The organism is Candidatus Chryseobacterium colombiense, assembly GCA_029203185.1.
GTDB classification, from domain to species: domain Bacteria; phylum Bacteroidota; class Bacteroidia; order Flavobacteriales; family Weeksellaceae; genus Chryseobacterium; species Chryseobacterium colombiense.
Genome location: CP119310.1, coordinates 912,000 through 929,004 on the forward strand (window position 1 = coordinate 912,000; position 17,005 = coordinate 929,004).

A 17,005-nucleotide genomic window follows, 5' to 3' on the forward strand; every position below is an offset into this window, starting at 1 on the left:
TAAATTTCTTAATGGTGTAAATAAAAACAGAGAGTAAAAATTACTCTCTGTTCTATTTTAGTTTTCCAGCTTTTCCTTAATGTATTTCGCTGTATGTGATTTCTTATTTTTTGCCAAATCTTCAGGTGTTCCCGCAAAAACAACTTCACCACCATACTTTCCTGCTTCAGGGCCGATATCGATAATATAATCTGCGCATTTAATGATATCCGGCTGATGTTCAATGACGATTATTGAATGCCCTAAATCAATTAATGCCTGTAAAGATTTTAGTAATTTCTGAATATCATGGAAATGAAGTCCTGTAGAAGGTTCATCGAAAATAAATAACGTTTTGTCTGTAGTAACTCCTTTTACAAGGAAAGAAGCCAACTTCACACGCTGTGCTTCACCACCGGAAAGGGTAGAAGAACTCTGCCCCAGCTGTAAGTACCCTAAACCAACATCCTGTAAAGGTCTTAATTTGGTCACGATTTTATCTTCATGATTATCTTTGAAAAATTCCAAAGCTTCATCAACAGTCATATGAAGAATATCTGAAATATTCTTCTCGTCATACCTTACTTCAAGAATTTCATTCTTAAAACGGGTCCCCTTACAAACTTCACATTCCAGTTCGATATCTGCCATGAACTGCATCGAAACATTAATAACACCTTCTCCTTTACATTCATCACATCTTCCGCCATCTACGTTGAAAGAGAAATGTTTAGGTTTATACCCCATCATTTTTGCCACCTTTTGCTTAGCAAATAAATCTCTGATATCATCGTACGCTTTAAGATAGGTAACAGGATTGGATCTTGAAGATTTCCCGATTGGGTTTTGGTCGATCAGTTCAATGTGCTTGATAAGTTTTTTGGGAAACTCCACTGAATCATAATCTCCTTTTTTACCACCCATTCCTAATTGAATCTGGATATCGTTGGTAAGAATCTCTTTCATTAACGTAGATTTTCCGCTTCCCGAAACCCCTGAGATCACTACAAGATTTTCCAACGGAACCTCTACATCTATGTTTTTAAGATTATTTTGACGGGCACCTTTTATATTGATCCATTCTTTGGCCTTTCTGCGCTTTGCAGGAACCTCAATTTCCAGTCTGCCTGTCAGATATTTTGAGGTTAAAGTATCTGCATCTTTGAGTTCTTTATAATCACCAGCAAAAACAAGTTCACCTCCTAAATATCCTGCTTCCGGACCAATATCAATGATATAATCTGCCGCTCTCATCACATCTTCATCATGTTCTACCACAATGACTGTATTTCCAAGATCACGGAGATTCTGTAATACTTCGATCAGATTCTCCGTATCTCTGGAGTGTAATCCAATTGACGGTTCATCCAAGATATAAATTGAACCCACCAAAGAGCTTCCTAAGCTGGTTGCAAGGTTAATTCTCTGGCTTTCTCCTCCTGAAAGGGTATTGGAGGTTCTGTTTAAAGTCAAATATCCTAAACCTACTTTTAATAAGAATTCAAGTCGGGTAGTGATTTCATATAATAACCTTTTGGCCACTTCCTGATCGTGATCAGATAGCTTTAAGCTTTTTATTAACGGAAAAAGCTCATCTAAAGGAAGTTCAATCATCGACTGGATATTGTGTCCGTCAATTTTCACCCAGCTTGTTTCTTCACGTAATCTCAATCCTTCACAAGTCGGGCAAAGTGTTTTACCACGATATCTGGAAAGCATTACACGATACTGGATTTTATATAAATTTTCCTCCAGCATCTGGAAGAAGTTATTGACTGATGGGAAGGTTTTACTTCCGTCACCTTTCCAAAGATAAGTTCGTTGCTCTTTGGTCAGTTGATGGTACGGCTTATGAATAGGGAAATCTTTTGCCTTTTTAATGAAGTCTTTTTTCCATTCGCTCATACTTTCCCCTTTCCAGGAAGCAACAGCATCTTCAAAAATGGATAATGTTTTATTGGGAATAACTAAATCTTCATCTATTCCGATTACTTTTCCATAGCCTTCACAAGTAGGACAGGCTCCATACGGATTATTAAAGCTAAAAAAGTGAACATTGGGTTCTAAAAATTCGATTCCGTCAAGCTCAAACTTATTTGAAAACTCTTTAATTTTTCCGGTTTCAATATTCTTTAATGAGCAATATCCACGACCTTCATAGAATGCCATTTGGATGGAATCTGCTAATCTCTGAAGGAAACTTTCGTCTTCTTCATAAGAAAAACGGTCGATCACGAGATTAATTTCCATACCTTTTTCAGGTGTAAAACCAAAGCTTTCCAAATCCTCTATTCCTGCAACATTTCCGTTGATTTCCAGTCTTGTGAACCCGGCAAGTTTTAAGACATTTAGGTTTTCTCCAAAATTTGCGATATCATATTCATAAGGAGCCGTCAGTAAAAAGGAAGTATCTTTTTTAGAAGCTTTAATAAAATCTACCACATCAGAAACCGAATCTTTTTTAACTTCTTCACCTGAAACCGGAGAAAATGTTTTCCCGATTCTTGCGAAAAGAAGCTTCATATAATCGTAAATTTCCGTTGAAGTTCCCACCGTTGAACGGGGATTCGAAGAAATGACCTTCTGCTGAATAGCAATGGAAGGAGCTAATCCTTTAATATCATCAACTTTCGGTTTTTCCAGTTTGCCCAAAAACTGACGCGCATAAGAGCTTAAACTCTCAACATAACGTCTCTGTCCTTCTGCATAAATGGTGTCAAAAGCCAATGAAGATTTTCCGCTTCCGGAAACTCCAGTGATGACAATCAATTTATTTTTAGGGATGAGTACATCTATGTGTTTCAGATTATTAAGATGTGCATTCTTAACAAAAATCTGTTTTTTAATATCTATATCTGTAGTTGAAGCCATAGTAAAATTAAGACTAACAAAATTACGAATTTTTACGGGAATATCGTCACCACAAAACAGATCTCTTTCCGAGTTTTGATCTTAAAATTTCTATAGCTTAAATAGTTTAATTTTAAATGTTTTTAAACCGCATGACAACAATCATTTTGTGGTGTAAGTAAACTCCGCTACTTTTGGAAACTTTTAAAAATGACCAAAAAACTAAAAGTAAATACCGTTATGATTAAGAAAATAGGCAGTCTCTTCCTTATTGGATCTGTATTTTTTGTGAAAGCTCAGGAAAAAACGTCTGACATTGAAACGATTGAAATTCAGGGGAAATTCATTTCTACACCTTATAAATCTGCCAATCAGAATATTACTGTTATTACAAAAGAGGAAATTGCAAATTCTCCTGCAAAAAGTATCGATGAGGTTCTTCAGCAGGTTGCCGGTATGGACATCAGAAGGAGAGGAGCTAATGGGGTGCAGAGTGATGTTTCTTTCAGAGGTAGTTCTTTTGAACAGGTTCTTCTTCTTATCAACGGAATCCGGATGAATGATTCCCAGACTGGTCACAATTCATTGAATCTTCCAGTTGATTTGGCAGATGTAGAAAGAATTGAAGTCATCAAGGGACCTGCCGCAAGAAGATTCGGTCAAAATGCCTATGCAGGAGCTATTAATATTATCACAAAAATTAATCCCGGTAAAAAAGTAAAAATTAATGCTGAAGCAGGAGATTTTGAAACGTATGGATTAGGGCTTAGTGCTCATTTAGGAGGCGAGAAGTTTTCAAATTCATTAAATATGAGTTCAAATTCTTCACAGGGATATATGCATAATACGGATTATGCTATCCGAAATATTTTTTATCAGAGTCAATTAAAAATAAAAGATGGAGATGTAAGATTACAGGCCGGTTTTTCAGAGAAGAAGTTTGGAGCCAACGGATTTTATTCATCTCCTTTGGCAACTGAGCAATATGAAGAACTTCAGGCTTCTGTTATTAGTTTGGCTCACAGACAGACCTTCGGAAAGTTTAAGCTCAATTCCAACGTATACTGGAGAAGAGGACAGGATATGTATCTCTACAACCGTGAGAAACCTGAGATCTACAGAAATATGCACATCGGTAATAATGTAGGCGGGGAAGTGAATTCAAGCTATGATTGGGCATTAGGAACAACCGGTATCGGAGTAGAATTAAGAAAGGAATTTCTGGCAAGTAATAATCTGGGAAACAGAGAACGATTTGTATCCCAGGTTTTCTTTGAGCATTATTTCTCATTTTTTGATAAAAAACTGAATATCTCTCCCGGGATTTCATGGGCTAATTATTCCAATGCAGGCAACTTTTTTTATCCTGGATTAGATGTAGGATATAACTTTACCAGCAACAGCAAAGTCTATGGAAACATTTCAAAAGTCCACAGAGTTCCTACATTTACAGATTTGTATTACATGAGTAAAACGGAAAATGGAAATCCTAATTTGAAGCCGGAAAGCGCCCTGTATGCAGAAATTGGATATCAGTATCAGACTAAAGATATTTTAGCCAAAGTAAGCGGTTTCTTAAGGAGTTCAACCAATCCGATCGACTGGACAAAAACATCTTTAAATGATCCTATCTGGTATGCTCAAAATGTGGGAGATATGGAAATCAAAGGAATAGAGATCGAAATAAATCATCAGGTATTTAATTGGCTTAAATATTCAGCAGGATACACTTATCTGGACAATGATTTTAAACAGCAGAAAGATCTTGTTTCAAGATATACTTTAGACAACCTGAAGCATCAGTTTATCGGAAAACTGGAAACCAAGTTTCTGAAAAGTTTCACCAACGAGCTTGTCTACCGATACAATGAAAGGTTAAATAATGGGAGCTACAACTTACTGGACGAAAAAATAAGTTTCGCTAAAAAAGACTTTTCAGTGTATGTTTTAATTAATAATATAACCAATACAGAATATACTGAAACTTTTGGTGTGAAAATGCCAAAAAGATGGTTTCATCTAGGGTTTACTTACAATCTCAATATTAAGTAAATGTTAATTGATAATGAATTAAAGTTAATATTACGAAATTGTTAATTCAATTACATTTGCAAAAATTTTTTAGAGATGAAACTTTTTCTAAGTCTTAGTTTATTTTTAAGTCTTACTTTTATTAAAGCCCAGGAACATCTTTCCGGATTTGGCGCACTGACATTAACCTACAAGTTTCATCCGAAATTTTTCCTTTATGCAGAAGGTCAGATGAGAAGTATTGATGAGTTTACTTACCCCGATTATTATGAGATAAAAGGAGGAGTAGGATACAATCTTACAAAAAATCATAAACCCTTCATTGGTTTAGGAAGATATGCAACCTACAAAAATCATGCAATCAACAAAGAGGAGTTCAGAATATGGTTGCAGGACGTCATTGATGTAAAAAAGGGAATCGTAAAATTTGAAAATCGTTTTCGCGCTGAGAAAAGCTGGTTTTATGAGCCTCAAACTGATAAAAGCTCACAGAGAATGCGTTATCGTTATCGTTTAAATGTGAGTGTTCCTTTAAATGCTAAAGAAGTGAAAAAAGGAACTGTGTTTGCCAATGCCTATGATGAGGTATTTTTTGTAAGTCCTAATAAACCTACATTTGCAAGAAACAGAGTCTATGGAGGATTTGGTTATCAGATTGACAATAGTATAGGAGTTGCTTCCGGATACCTTTGGCAGAGGGAGTTTGAAGCAGCAGGAAATAAAAACTTACATTTCCTTTATCTTGCTTTAAACATCAATATAGACGGCACCAATCATCCTGTAAAAACGTTTGATTATCCTGGAGCAGATTAATTGTTTAAAGTTTTACAACATAATATAAAGGCATTAAGAAAATCACTTCTTAATGCCTTTATTATTTAATCTTTATCGGAAAATTAATACTTATCAATAAGATAGCGGTAAGCTTTCAGATATTTATTAAATCTCTTAATATCTTTTGGAGTAAGTTCTCTGTTCACTCTTCTCAGATCCATATTATCCCGTAGATCATTCATTTTTACGGCGACCGCCAAAGGAGACCTTTCAGTTCTTTTGATAAATTCATCATAATCTTCTTCCGGATCATATTTTGTCAGGCAGCTTATTGCGAAAATTATATATTCAGGAAAGCCTTCATTCCTTAAATAATCGAGGCTGAATTCCGAAGGATGATCTTCAACGACATCATGCAAAACACCCACTATTTTTTCGTCGGTTGTTTTACCATATTCCATTACACGCATTACATGAGCTATATAGGGAGCGTGATATTTGTCGGTTTGTCCTTTGTGTGCTTTAGTAGCTATCTTAATTGCTTTATGAAGCAGTTCTTCTTTTGTCATTTCAATGAAATAGATTACAAAAATAAAAAATGCTTTAACATCTAAAAGCATTTGTGTTTAATTTTTTTATCTGTTTTTCCACAATTTTTATAAAGCTTTTTCAAACTTATTTTTTTGACTAAAAATTTCAAATTATTCTAATTTCTACGAAATACCACTACTCAAAATTAACAGATTCATAATTTTGAAAAACATTTATCAAACAATATATATCAATATTTCATTTTATATACAAAATTTTAATTATTTTTATATAAAACTTAGCCTATGAAACCTGTAAAACATATCCTGAATGACATTTGGGATAGGTATCCGGAAGTTTTATCTAATCAGCATGTTGAAGAAACTATTCCTGAAATAGAACGAATTATTGCCGAATTATTTACTTTAGGTCCGTTTTACTACTATACCTTGCATGTTGAAAACAGTACCCTGAGTAATTTCAGCGAAAATATCTTATCCATGCACAGCTTGAACAGATATCCTCAACATTTAAAAGATATTATAGATCTTATACATCCGGATGATTTAGCTTTTGTAATGGAAGCTGAAGCCTGGACCCTGGAAATGTATAAAGAAATTGGATTTGAATATCAAATGAACTTGAAATCCGGATATTGCTTTCGTATGAAAACAAAAGAAAATACGTACGAAATGTTTAATCACCAAGCTATCCATACCCTAAAAGATAAAAACGGAAAGCTTTTGCAGACCATAAATATTCATACCAATATTCACCATCTTTCACATGAAAATAATTATGTTGCAACTGTTTCCGGAATCGGAACAAGGCACGATTTCTATCAGAAAACACTGCGCCCCGAATTGTTTGCCTTAAATATTACCGACCGTCTTACCAAAAGAGAACTGGAGGTTTTTGTATTATTAATCAAAGGATACAGCGACAAAGAAATCGCGGATACCATTGTGGTTTCCTATCATACAGTTCGTACCCATCACAAAAATATTTTAAAGAAGACTAAAAGCAAGAACAGCAAAGAGCTTATTAAAATAGGATTAATCCAAGGATTTCTGTAAGCATTCGGTTCTTTATTTTACAATTGCAAACAATTTATTTCTTTTTTGAAAGAAGTTTTATTTTTTCGGGAGGAGTAGAGTTTAAAATTTTATACTCTGTCGTATCTTTTCTTTTATCTTTCAGACAAGCGTAGATTTCCGGGTTTTCTGGCTTTACAATAAGTATTTTATACATATCATTTTGCTTAATTTTTTTTGTAGTATTAAGATCAGCAACTTTCATATTTAAAGTGTCTTTCTTAGGTTTAAGCAAAGGAACTTTTTTCTCTATACTCTGAGCTGATAATGCAACAGAAACAAATATAATGGGAATCAATAATAATTTCATGCGTTATATTTTTTGAATGAACTTTTAGAATTATAAAAAATTATAATTTACCTGATTTATATAAGACACCTCAGAAGATCCAATTATTACATTTAAATTCTTTTTTGAAAATAGAAAACGTCCCAAAAAATGGGACGTTTAGAAATCAAATTTATATATTAAAAGACTAGTAAGCTCCTTTCTCAATATAATGAGCAGCAACTTTTTCTGTTAATGCCACTACATTCGGATGATTGGTATATTTTGTAAATCTTCTCAATCCGGAAAGCATCATTCTTTGTTCATCACCTTCTGCGAAAGAAACAATTCCTTCTTTAGCAGCCACGATGATTTTCTCAACGGCTTTATAAAGGTTTAATTGAGCCATTGCCGCTTCCACAGAATCAGGAGAGAAATGTTTTTCAGCTCTTAATACAGCAGATTCTGCCATGTAAATTTGGTTAAGAATTTCAGAAGCATTCAGTAATAAATGTTGCTGTTTTTCAATATCCATCATATATTTTTGAAGAGCAGCTCCGGAAACCATTAAGAATACTTTCTTAAGATTCGCAATAATCGCTTTTTCTTCGCTCATGAATGCAGAGTAATCAGGAACTTCAAATGATGGAATTCCCATCAATTCTTTGCTGATCGCCATTGCCGGAGATAATAAGTCTAATTCTCCTTTCATCGCTCTCTTGATCAACATTCCAACAGCCAACAATCTGTTGATTTCGTTCGTACCTTCATAAATTCTACCGATTCTGGCATCTCTCCATGCAGATTCCATCGGAGTATCTTCTGAGAATCCCATTCCACCATAGATTTGGATTCCTTCGTCTGCAGTATTTTGAGTAAGGTCTGAAACAAAAACTTTCAGGATTGAAGCTTCTACTGCGAATTCTTCAACACCTTTTAATTCAGCTTGTTGATGATCCATTCCTCCTGCAACCAATTCTGCAATTTTATCTTCAACATTTTTTGCTAAACGATAAGAACCTGCCTCACTTACGAAAACGCCGGTTGACATTTCAGCAATTTTCTTTCTGATCGCCCCAAAAGTTGAGATTGATACTCCAAACTGCTTTCTTTCATTTGAATATTGAATAGAGTGATTTAAAATTCTTCTCTGTCCGTCAAGATTAGCCGCCGCTAACTTGATTCTACCAACATTTAACGCATTCAAAGCGATTTTGAAACCGTTGTTTCTTTCCCCTAACATATTTTCAACAGGAACTTTCATATCATTAAAGAAAACCTGACGTGTTGAAGACGAACGTATCCCCAATTTGTGCTCTTCTTCACCAAATGATAAACTGTTTGGGTCTTCTAATTCAGAACGGTTGATAACAAAACCCGTAATGTTTTTATCATCATCAATTTTTGCAAACAAAGTGAAAGTATCTGCAAAACCTGCATTGGAAATCCACATTTTTTGTCCGTTGATGATATAATGTTTTCCATCTTCAGACAATCTTGCCCTTGTTTTTCCAGAATTAGCATCAGAACCTGCGTCCGGTTCAGTCAAACAATATGCTCCGAATTTTGTTCCGGTAGCTAAATCCGGAAGATATTTCTTTTTCAATTCTTCACTTCCATAAAGTAAAGTAGGAAGTGTTCCGATTCCCGTATGTGCTCCGTAAGCTGTTGCTAATGATCCGTTTCCTCCTGAAACATAATCGCAAGCCAACATCGTACTAACGAATCCCATTCCAAGACCTCCATATTCTTCAGGAACGGTGATTCCTAACAATCCCATTTCACCTAACTGGCGCATTTTTTCTTCCGTTAAGGCATAATCTTTTTTCTCAAAACGATCGTGCTGAGGAATAACTTCTCTATCTATAAATTCTTTCGCAGAATCACGAAGCATTTTTTGTTCTTCAGAAAGTTCTTCCAAAGAAAAGATTTCTTCAGCTTGAATTTCTTTTATTAAAAACTCACCTCCTTTCAGTGTTTTATTAAGTGTTGTCATTATATTTTGTATTTTTTTTAGTTATAATAATTCGAAGATTGAAGCCGCTCCTTGCCCTGTTCCAACACACATAGAAACCATTCCGTATTTGTTTCCGCGTTTTCTCATTTCGTCAAGTAACTGGACGGTTAATTTTGTTCCTGTACATCCAAGAGGGTGACCTAAAGCGATTGCTCCTCCGTTGACATTCAAAATATCAGGATTTAAGCCTAATTCTTTTTTTATAGCAACAGATTGTGATGCAAATGCCTCATTTAATTCGATCAGTTCAATATCTTTCAATTCTAAACCAGCCTGTTTTAGAGCTTTTGGAATGGCATAAATCGGTCCCATTCCCATAATTCTTGGCTCCAATCCGGCAGCTGCATAAGCTACTAGTCTTGCTTCTGGTTCAAGTCCTAATTCTTTCACCATTTCTTCACTCATTACCATTACAAAAGCTGCTCCGTCACTCATTTGAGAGGAGTTTCCGGCTGTTACACTTCCTCCGTTTGCAAAAACGGGTCTTAATTTAGCCAAACCAGCCAAAGAAGTATCTGCTCTTGGCCCCTCATCTACAGAGAAATCAAACTTTTTAGTCTGCAGTTTCTGGTTTTCATCAAGGAAATTATATTCAACAGGAATCGGAACAATCTGGTTAGCAAATCTACCTTCCTGATTAGCTTTTAAAGCTTTCATGTGAGATTCAAAAGCAAACTGATCCTGTTCTTCTCTTGTTATATTATATTGTTTTGCAACTTCTTCCGCAGTGTAACCCATTCCCCAGTAATAATCAGGATTTGTTTTCGCAATATCCGTTTCCGGAACCGGCTTGTAACCACCCATCGGAATATAAGACATGGATTCTGTTCCTCCAGCAATAATACAATCAGCCATTCCCGCCTGAATTTTTGCAGAAGCAATAGCAATCGCCTCACTTCCGGATGCACAATATCTATTTACGGTAACTCCGGGAACTTTGTCGGTATTTAAACCCATTAAGGAAATTAAACGAGCTACATTTAAGCCTTGTTCAGCTTCCGGCATTGCGTTTCCTACAATAAGGTCATCGATTCTGTTTTTATCTAATTGCGGAAGTTCAGCCATTAATTTTTCAATCACGGTTGCCGCCATTACATCGGGACGAGTAAAACGAAGGGAGCCTTTAGGAGCTTTTCCTACCGCTGTTCTAAATCCTTTTACTATATATGCTTGTTTTGACATTTTTAATTCTTAATTATTAGATGATTAATTTCTAAGTGGCTTTCCGTTTTGCAACATATACTGAATTCTCTCCAAAGTTTTTCTTTCCCCACAAAGCTGTAAAAAGGTCTCTCTTTCAAGATTCAATAGATATTGCTCAGTAACGACGGTTGGTTCAGAAAGATTTCCTCCCACCATAACATTGGCCAATTTATCTGCAATTTTCTTATCGTGTGCAGAGATGAAGTTCCCTGTTAACATTTGGTCGGTTCCTACATAGAACATTCCTAATGCATCTTTACCTAAAACTTTTACTCTTTGTTCGATTGGCTGAGTATAACCTTGTTCTGCCAATAATTTTGCAACTTTTTTAGCTTCTGCAATCTGTCTGTTTTTGCTTACTGAAACGATATCTTTTCCTTTTTCAAGGATTCCCATATCATAAGCTTCGTAAGCTGAAGTTGCTACCTTACCCATTGCGATATTCATGAAAGCATCACGAAGTCTGTTATTTTTAACATCATCGTTATGGAATTCTCTTGACGTTCTTAAAGTCAGTTCTTTTGTTCCACCACCACCAGGAATTACCCCAACTCCGGTTTCAACCAATCCGATGTAAGTTTCTGCTGCGGCAACCACTCTGTCGGCATGCATTGTCATTTCACAACCACCACCAAGCGTCATTCCGTGAGGAGCAACAACTACTGGAATAGAGGAGTAACGAACTCTCATCATAGATTTTTGGAAGTAAGCGATTGCCATGTTCAAATCATCCCAATCCTGTTCGATCGCCATCATTAAAATCATTGCTAAATTGGCTCCCACAGAGAAATTTGCACCCTGATTTCCGATTACTAAACCGTCATATTCTTTTTCAGCTAAATCAATAGCTCTGTTTAATCCATCTAATACTTCACCTCCCAAAGAGTTCATTTTAGAACGGATTTCAAAATTGATAATTCCGTCGCCTAAATCTTCGATTGCAGCACCAGAATTGCTCCAAAGCGTTTTGTTTTTTCTGATATTATCTAAAATAATGAAAGCATCCTGCCCAGGAATTTTGTTGTATTCTCCTGAGTTTTTATCTACATAAATACTTTGTCCTTCATCATTTACTTTGTAGAAAGTTTCCACGTTTTTAACCCAGTCAGAAACCTGATAACCTGCTTCTGTTGCTAATTCAATACCTTTTTGAACGCCAACAGCATCCCAAATTTCAAACGGACCGTTTTCCCAACCGAAACCAGCTCTCATGGCATCATCGATTTTGTAAACTTCATCAGAAATTTCAGGTACTTTATGAGAAACATAAGCGAATAATGCACCTAAAGACTTTCTGTAAAGTTCTCCGGCTTTATCTTTTCCACCAATCAATACTTTAAATCTGTCGATCGGTTTGTCGATATTTTTGGTTAATTCTAAAGTAGGGAAAGAAGATTTACCTTGAAGTTCATATTCTAACGTATCAAGATTTAATCCATGAATTTCAGATTTTCCCTCTGCATTTTTCACTTTTTTATAGAAACCCTGTTCCGTTTTTGAACCTAACCATTTATTGTCAACCATTTTCTGGATGTAATCAGGTAGTGCAAAAACATTGTTGAAATCATTCGCTTCAGCGCCACTTTGACGAACTCCATTTGCTACCATCACCAAAGTATCCAGACCAACAACATCCGCAGTTCTGAATGTCGCAGATTTTGGACGTCCGATAACCGGACCTGTTAATTTATCAACTTCAGAAACCGTTAAACCCAATTTCTGAACATTATGAAGCAAATCCATCATTGAAAATACTCCGATTCTGTTGGCAATAAATGCAGGCGTATCTTTTGCTAAAACCGTTGTTTTTCCTAAGAATTTCGCTCCGTAATTCATATAGAAATCTATAATTTCCGGAGCTGTATCATTTGTTGGAATAATCTCTAAAAGAGGAAGATATCTTACAGGATTAAAGAAGTGTGTCCCTGCAAAATAATGTTTGAAATCATCACTCCTTCCTTCTGTTAATAAGTGAATAGGAATTCCCGATGTATTGGAAGAAATCAATGTTCCTGGCTTTCTGAACTGTTCGATCTTTTCGTAAACTGATTTTTTAATATCAAGTCTCTCTACGACCACTTCAATAATCCAGTCTGTATTTTTTATTTTTGGTAAATCATCATCAAAGTTTCCAACCTTGATTCTATCTGCGAATTTCGGAGAATAGAGTAGAGCCGGACTTGCCTTTTTAAGTTTTTCAAAGTTTTCAGAAGCGATTCTGTTCCTTACCGCTTTATCCTCTTTGGTCAAACCTTTCTTCTGTTCTGCTTCAGTTAATTCAAAAGGAACGATATCCAAAAGCGAAACTTCTACACCAATATTGGCAAAGTGAGCTGCAATACCGCTTCCCATAATCCCTGAACCAAGAACTGTAACGTGTTTGATTCTTCTTTTCATTTGATTTATTATTTGTAATTGTTTTAATTTTTCCATCATTCTAAGAGAATGACATAACGCAAAATTTATTTTCTGTTGTTTAAGTCTGTGGCTATTTTCATGATTTCACACATCACTTCTTTGAATATATCCAGCTTTTCAGGAGGAATCTTTTCCATCACTCTTTTGTTGAAATTGACCACAACTTCTTTAGACATATTTCTGGAATTAAGACCTTTATCCGTAAGCTTAATGATTACTTCACGTTTATCAGTGGTTGTTTTTTCCTTATAGATATATCCGTTATCTTCCAACAGTTTGATAATCCTTGTCAAAGAGGTGGGCTCAATAGCCATTTTAGGACCTAGATTCGTACTTCTTGTTCCTTCTTTAGGATCAATTTTAAGAAGAGTAAGGGCTTGTACTGCCGTAGAATCATGCTCCTGAGCCAATTCTGTGTACATTTTAGAAACAGCTAACCATGTCTGTTTTAAAATTAAGTCTACGTTTTCTATTTTATCCTTATTATCCATCAATATTTTTTTGTAATGGTTTTACCCAAATTTAGCAAATATTATGCATGCATAATATTTATTAACGTTAAAATTTGTTAATACACTGAAAATAAACAGGTTAATTGATATGACAAGCATAATACTATGCATGCATAACATATGGAATATACAAAGAAAAAAGAGGATTAGTAAATGGTTTTCACTAAATTAACGATTTCTTCAAAAGATTCACATTGATACTTTGAAGAATCAGTAGAAATTAACCAAAAGTTGTTCTCAAATTCAAAATGTAGGGCAGAAAGATCTTTTTGGAAGTTTTTTTGAAGCAAAGAATACAGCATTTCTTTATAAAAATTGGGAGCTGTGATTTTTGGAGCCACAAACTGATCGTTAATTTGAAATAAGGAAGCATTGGTGAGTTCCTCATGTTGCAGCAAAACATCCTCAACAATTCCGGAATATAAATGATGGTCTTTAACATACCAGATTTTATCTGCAAACTCCTTCGCCAAACGCCAGTCGTGGGAAGAAAAAAGAATAAGCTTATTTTGTTCCTGTGCTAATTTCCGAAGTGTTTTTAAAATAATGATTTTATTTTTCTCGTCTAAATGTGTTGTAGGCTCATCAAGAATAATAACAGGAGAGTGCTGCGTTAAAGCTCTTCCAATAAAAGCTTTCTGGAGATTTCCGTCTGAAAGATTTTTAAGCGAGGTATCTTTATATTGTACTAAATCAAGTTGCTCTATAATATGGAAAACTTCTTCACGATCTTCTTTTTTAAGCTCAAAATAAAAAGGATAATAAATATATTTCCCCAGCGAAATAAGGTCTTCAACCGTATAATTCTGCGGAACAACAGACTTTGAAAAAACGACTGCAATATGTTCTGCAATTTCTTTCACCGAAAGATTCTTTACATTTTTATGATGAATAGAAATCTCTCCGCTCAAAAGCGGGATCTGATGTAAAATCGATTTGATTAAAGTTGTTTTTCCGACACCATTATTACCGATCAATAAGCATACTTCTCCTAAATTCAAATAAGCATTTGCATTTGAAATTAGGTTTTTATTGTAGCCGATATTTGCCTGGTGAATTTGTAGGTGCATTTTTATTGGTTTTTCGCAGAGACGCTAAGTTTCTTTTACAAAAATAATGTTTTAAGGCGCAAGGAATTTGACAAAGTCAAATTTTTGTTATGCTTATTTACAAAAAGTTGACAATTCTTGTTAAACCGCTTTTAAAAACATCAGATTGAAAATTTAAAAGTAATCCTAATTTACAATTTGTCATTTTCAGATAAGTCAAAAGTTGAGCTTTATGAGTGGGATTAATATATTCAACAGTTTTGATTTCCAAGATTAGTTTATTCTCAACAATCAAGTCTAATCTGAACGCATTTTCAATTTTCAATTCTTCATAGATAATTGGAAGAAGTTTTTGTTTTTCTACGAAAAGCCCGGCCTTTGTCAATTCATAAAACATACATTCTTCATAAACATGTTCAAATAATCCGGCACCAAGTTTCTTGTGTATTTTTAATCCTATTTCAAAAACTACTTTTGAAAGTTCATTTTCTGTCATTTGTATTGTGTTCTTTATTTATTGTTTTTTTTGCTAATCGCAAAGGCGCAAAGATTTCTAATTTTCAACCCTTTTTAAGGCGCAAGAAAATCGAAGATTTTCAGCAAGCGATGTGCTAACTTTACAAATATGCAGGTTTAAATTTTATCATAGATAAAATCCTTGCGCCTTAAAAACATTATTTTTGCAAAATAAACTTAGCGCCTTTGCGATTAACTAAAAATCAAATGTTATTTTGTTTCAAAAGCATCATCAAAATTACAGGAATTCCGAAAACAGAGCTTATTACATTTAAAGGAATCTGTGTTTTTTCTGCTATTATTGAAAAGAATAACATGATGAGCATTCCTAAAAACATATTTAAAATCCATTGCTGCCAAAGTTTTGCAGGATTATAAATTAATCTGCAAAAATGCGGAACAATAATTCCTATGAATAAAATAGGTCCTAAAAAAGCCGTAACAGAAGCTGAAAGCACTGAAGAAGCAACAATAATCAATATTTTCAGCTGATTTAAATTGACTCCTAAGCTTTGCGCATATGAATTCCCTAATGAATTTCCAATTAGTGGTTTTATGCTTTTAAAACAAATAAATAGACCCAGTAAAATTAAAACAGATAATACATAAATCTGATTTCTTGAAACCATATTATTAGCTCCGAAAGACCATAAAATATAGTTTTTTAGACTTTGATTTTCCGCATAGAACTGAAGCAGGGAAACAATAGCACCTGCAAAAGCTGAAACCAGAAATCCAAAAATGATTAAATATGATTTATCCTGAAACTTATTGGACATTGATAATAACACCAACATTAATAATAAGCTCCCTGCAATTGCGGCTAAACTTAAAAAGCTGTTTTGAAGAAATTCAGGAATAAGAATGTCATGTGAAAAAAAAATATAAAAAGCGACAGATAAACTTGCTACTGAAGTGATTCCAAGAATATCCGGTCCTGCTAAAGGATTCTGGAAGTATTCCTGCATCAGAAAGCCAGAAGTCGGAATTGAGATTCCAGCTAAAATCATTACCAATACACGGTTTACACGAATTTCCGCAATTTGGCTATTGGCTGAATCCTGAAAAAAATCATGAAGATGTAAACTTAAAAATCCTGTGTTCAGATTGATAATAGCAGTCAGAAAAATTGCGATTATTAAAACTAAACACAGGATTTTAAACTTGTACGACATTCTAAGAGTCTAAAGTTTATTTTAAGAAAGAATTGATTTTCTCGTTTAATTGTTCTTCACTGATCATACCTAATGTTTCATCAGTCTTATCACCTTTTCTCATGAATGTAAAAGGAATAGCATTTCCAGTCCACTGCTTGAAATTATTTTTGAAGAAATTCCCATCCATAAGCTGTCCGTCTACAATAAACGTATGATTCTGAATTCCCTGTTCTGCTACAAAACGGGGAACTTCGGCATTCCATGCTTCTTTCTGATCCAGGCTTATAAAAGTAATTTTTACCGGTTTTCCTTTTAGTTCCTCTATTTTATTTTTAAAATGCGGTATTTCTTTTATACAAGGACCACACCATGTAGCAAAAAAATTGGTTACATATAAGGTGTCGTTTTTTTTATTTAAATATTCTGAAACTTTATCCAGTGTAAGCATTTTCAACGGAGCAGCCACAGAAGTTGGTTCTGGAGATGAAATAGAATCTGCCACAACAGTAGTTTCATCATTTTTCTGGCTTTCTTTTTTGCAACTTGCAAGAGCAAATACAACAAGCGTGGATAAAATTATCTTCTTCATAAATTATTTTTTATCTA

Annotated in this window: 14 protein-coding genes; 3 read left to right on the forward strand and 11 right to left on the reverse strand. The window is 34.6% G+C overall.

Features of this window, described 5'->3' with window-relative positions; genetic code table 11:
• Positions 1-57 precede the first annotated feature (57 nt).
• Positions 58-2,850, reverse strand: coding sequence for an excinuclease ABC subunit UvrA (uvrA, locus tag P0Y62_03880; GenBank protein ID WEK70698.1), 2,793 nt, complete (start codon positions 2,848-2,850; stop codon positions 58-60).
• 189 nt (positions 2,851-3,039) lie between these two features.
• Here uvrA and P0Y62_03885 point away from each other — a divergent pair, with 189 nt between their 5' ends.
• Both P0Y62_03885 and P0Y62_03890 read left to right on the forward strand, forming a co-directional pair.
• Entirely contained in the window at positions 3,040-4,881 is a 1,842-nt protein-coding gene (locus P0Y62_03885; protein WEK70699.1) for a TonB-dependent receptor, read from the forward strand.
• Between the two features lie 75 nt (positions 4,882-4,956).
• Complete coding sequence (locus tag P0Y62_03890; GenBank protein WEK70700.1) at positions 4,957-5,673, forward strand: DUF2490 domain-containing protein; 717 nt, start codon at positions 4,957-4,959, stop codon at positions 5,671-5,673.
• Between the two features lie 83 nt (positions 5,674-5,756).
• Here P0Y62_03890 and P0Y62_03895 read toward each other — a convergent pair whose 3' ends face one another.
• On the reverse strand, positions 5,757-6,203 hold the full coding sequence (locus P0Y62_03895) for a phosphohydrolase (GenBank protein WEK71772.1): 447 nt from the start codon (positions 6,201-6,203) through the stop codon (positions 5,757-5,759).
• A gap of 267 nt (positions 6,204-6,470) precedes the next feature.
• Between P0Y62_03895 and P0Y62_03900 the strand changes: the two genes are divergently transcribed.
• Positions 6,471-7,241 (forward strand): helix-turn-helix transcriptional regulator, encoded by a 771-nt coding sequence (locus P0Y62_03900; protein ID WEK70701.1) that lies wholly within the window; start codon positions 6,471-6,473, stop codon positions 7,239-7,241.
• A gap of 34 nt (positions 7,242-7,275) precedes the next feature.
• Here P0Y62_03900 and P0Y62_03905 read toward each other — a convergent pair whose 3' ends face one another.
• The 9 genes from P0Y62_03905 to P0Y62_03945 form a co-directional block, all read right to left on the reverse strand.
• A complete protein-coding gene (locus P0Y62_03905; GenBank protein ID WEK70702.1) occupies positions 7,276-7,569 on the reverse strand; it encodes a hypothetical protein in 294 nt (97 codons plus the stop codon).
• A 166-nt stretch (positions 7,570-7,735) separates the two neighbouring features.
• Positions 7,736-9,523, reverse strand: a complete 1,788-nt coding sequence (locus P0Y62_03910; GenBank protein WEK70703.1) for an acyl-CoA dehydrogenase family protein — start codon at positions 9,521-9,523, stop codon at positions 7,736-7,738.
• Between the two features lie 21 nt (positions 9,524-9,544).
• Complete coding sequence (locus tag P0Y62_03915) at positions 9,545-10,726, reverse strand: acetyl-CoA C-acyltransferase (protein WEK70704.1); 1,182 nt, start codon at positions 10,724-10,726, stop codon at positions 9,545-9,547.
• 24 nt (positions 10,727-10,750) lie between these two features.
• Complete coding sequence (locus P0Y62_03920) at positions 10,751-13,144, reverse strand: 3-hydroxyacyl-CoA dehydrogenase/enoyl-CoA hydratase family protein (GenBank protein ID WEK70705.1); 2,394 nt, start codon at positions 13,142-13,144, stop codon at positions 10,751-10,753.
• Positions 13,145-13,209: 65 nt separating this feature from the next.
• On the reverse strand, positions 13,210-13,656 hold the full coding sequence (locus tag P0Y62_03925) for a MarR family transcriptional regulator (protein WEK70706.1): 447 nt from the start codon (positions 13,654-13,656) through the stop codon (positions 13,210-13,212).
• A gap of 167 nt (positions 13,657-13,823) precedes the next feature.
• Positions 13,824-14,747 (reverse strand): ABC transporter ATP-binding protein, encoded by a 924-nt coding sequence (locus tag P0Y62_03930; protein WEK70707.1) that lies wholly within the window; start codon positions 14,745-14,747, stop codon positions 13,824-13,826.
• A gap of 97 nt (positions 14,748-14,844) precedes the next feature.
• On the reverse strand, positions 14,845-15,222 hold the full coding sequence (locus tag P0Y62_03935; protein WEK70708.1) for a GxxExxY protein: 378 nt from the start codon (positions 15,220-15,222) through the stop codon (positions 14,845-14,847).
• Between the two features lie 223 nt (positions 15,223-15,445).
• A complete protein-coding gene (locus P0Y62_03940; protein WEK70709.1) occupies positions 15,446-16,417 on the reverse strand; it encodes an iron ABC transporter permease in 972 nt (323 codons plus the stop codon).
• 16 nt (positions 16,418-16,433) lie between these two features.
• Positions 16,434-16,988, reverse strand: coding sequence for a TlpA disulfide reductase family protein (locus P0Y62_03945; GenBank protein WEK70710.1), 555 nt, complete (start codon positions 16,986-16,988; stop codon positions 16,434-16,436).
• Positions 16,989-17,005 lie beyond the last annotated feature (17 nt).

Bases quoted from the DNA above. Each gene is read 5' to 3' on its own strand.
- P0Y62_03895 (WEK71772.1), bottom strand. From the start codon at position 6,203: ATGACAAAAGAAGAACTGCTTCATAAAGCAATTAAGATAGCTACTAAA.
- P0Y62_03920 (WEK70705.1), bottom strand. From the start codon at position 13,144: ATGAAAAGAAGAATCAAACACGTTACAGTTCTTGGTTCAGGGATTATG.
- P0Y62_03885 (WEK70699.1), top strand. From the start codon at position 3,040: ATGACCAAAAAACTAAAAGTAAATACCGTTATGATTAAGAAAATAGGC.
- P0Y62_03905 (WEK70702.1), bottom strand. From the start codon at position 7,569: ATGAAATTATTATTGATTCCCATTATATTTGTTTCTGTTGCATTATCA.
- P0Y62_03910 (WEK70703.1), bottom strand. From the start codon at position 9,523: ATGACAACACTTAATAAAACACTGAAAGGAGGTGAGTTTTTAATAAAA.
- uvrA (WEK70698.1), bottom strand. From the start codon at position 2,850: ATGGCTTCAACTACAGATATAGATATTAAAAAACAGATTTTTGTTAAG.
- P0Y62_03935 (WEK70708.1), bottom strand. From the start codon at position 15,222: ATGACAGAAAATGAACTTTCAAAAGTAGTTTTTGAAATAGGATTAAAA.
- P0Y62_03915 (WEK70704.1), bottom strand. From the start codon at position 10,726: ATGTCAAAACAAGCATATATAGTAAAAGGATTTAGAACAGCGGTAGGA.
- P0Y62_03940 (WEK70709.1), bottom strand. From the start codon at position 16,417: ATGTCGTACAAGTTTAAAATCCTGTGTTTAGTTTTAATAATCGCAATT.
- P0Y62_03945 (WEK70710.1), bottom strand. From the start codon at position 16,988: ATGAAGAAGATAATTTTATCCACGCTTGTTGTATTTGCTCTTGCAAGT.
- P0Y62_03900 (WEK70701.1), top strand. From the start codon at position 6,471: ATGAAACCTGTAAAACATATCCTGAATGACATTTGGGATAGGTATCCG.
- P0Y62_03925 (WEK70706.1), bottom strand. From the start codon at position 13,656: ATGGATAATAAGGATAAAATAGAAAACGTAGACTTAATTTTAAAACAG.
- P0Y62_03890 (WEK70700.1), top strand. From the start codon at position 4,957: ATGAAACTTTTTCTAAGTCTTAGTTTATTTTTAAGTCTTACTTTTATT.
- P0Y62_03930 (WEK70707.1), bottom strand. From the start codon at position 14,747: ATGCACCTACAAATTCACCAGGCAAATATCGGCTACAATAAAAACCTA.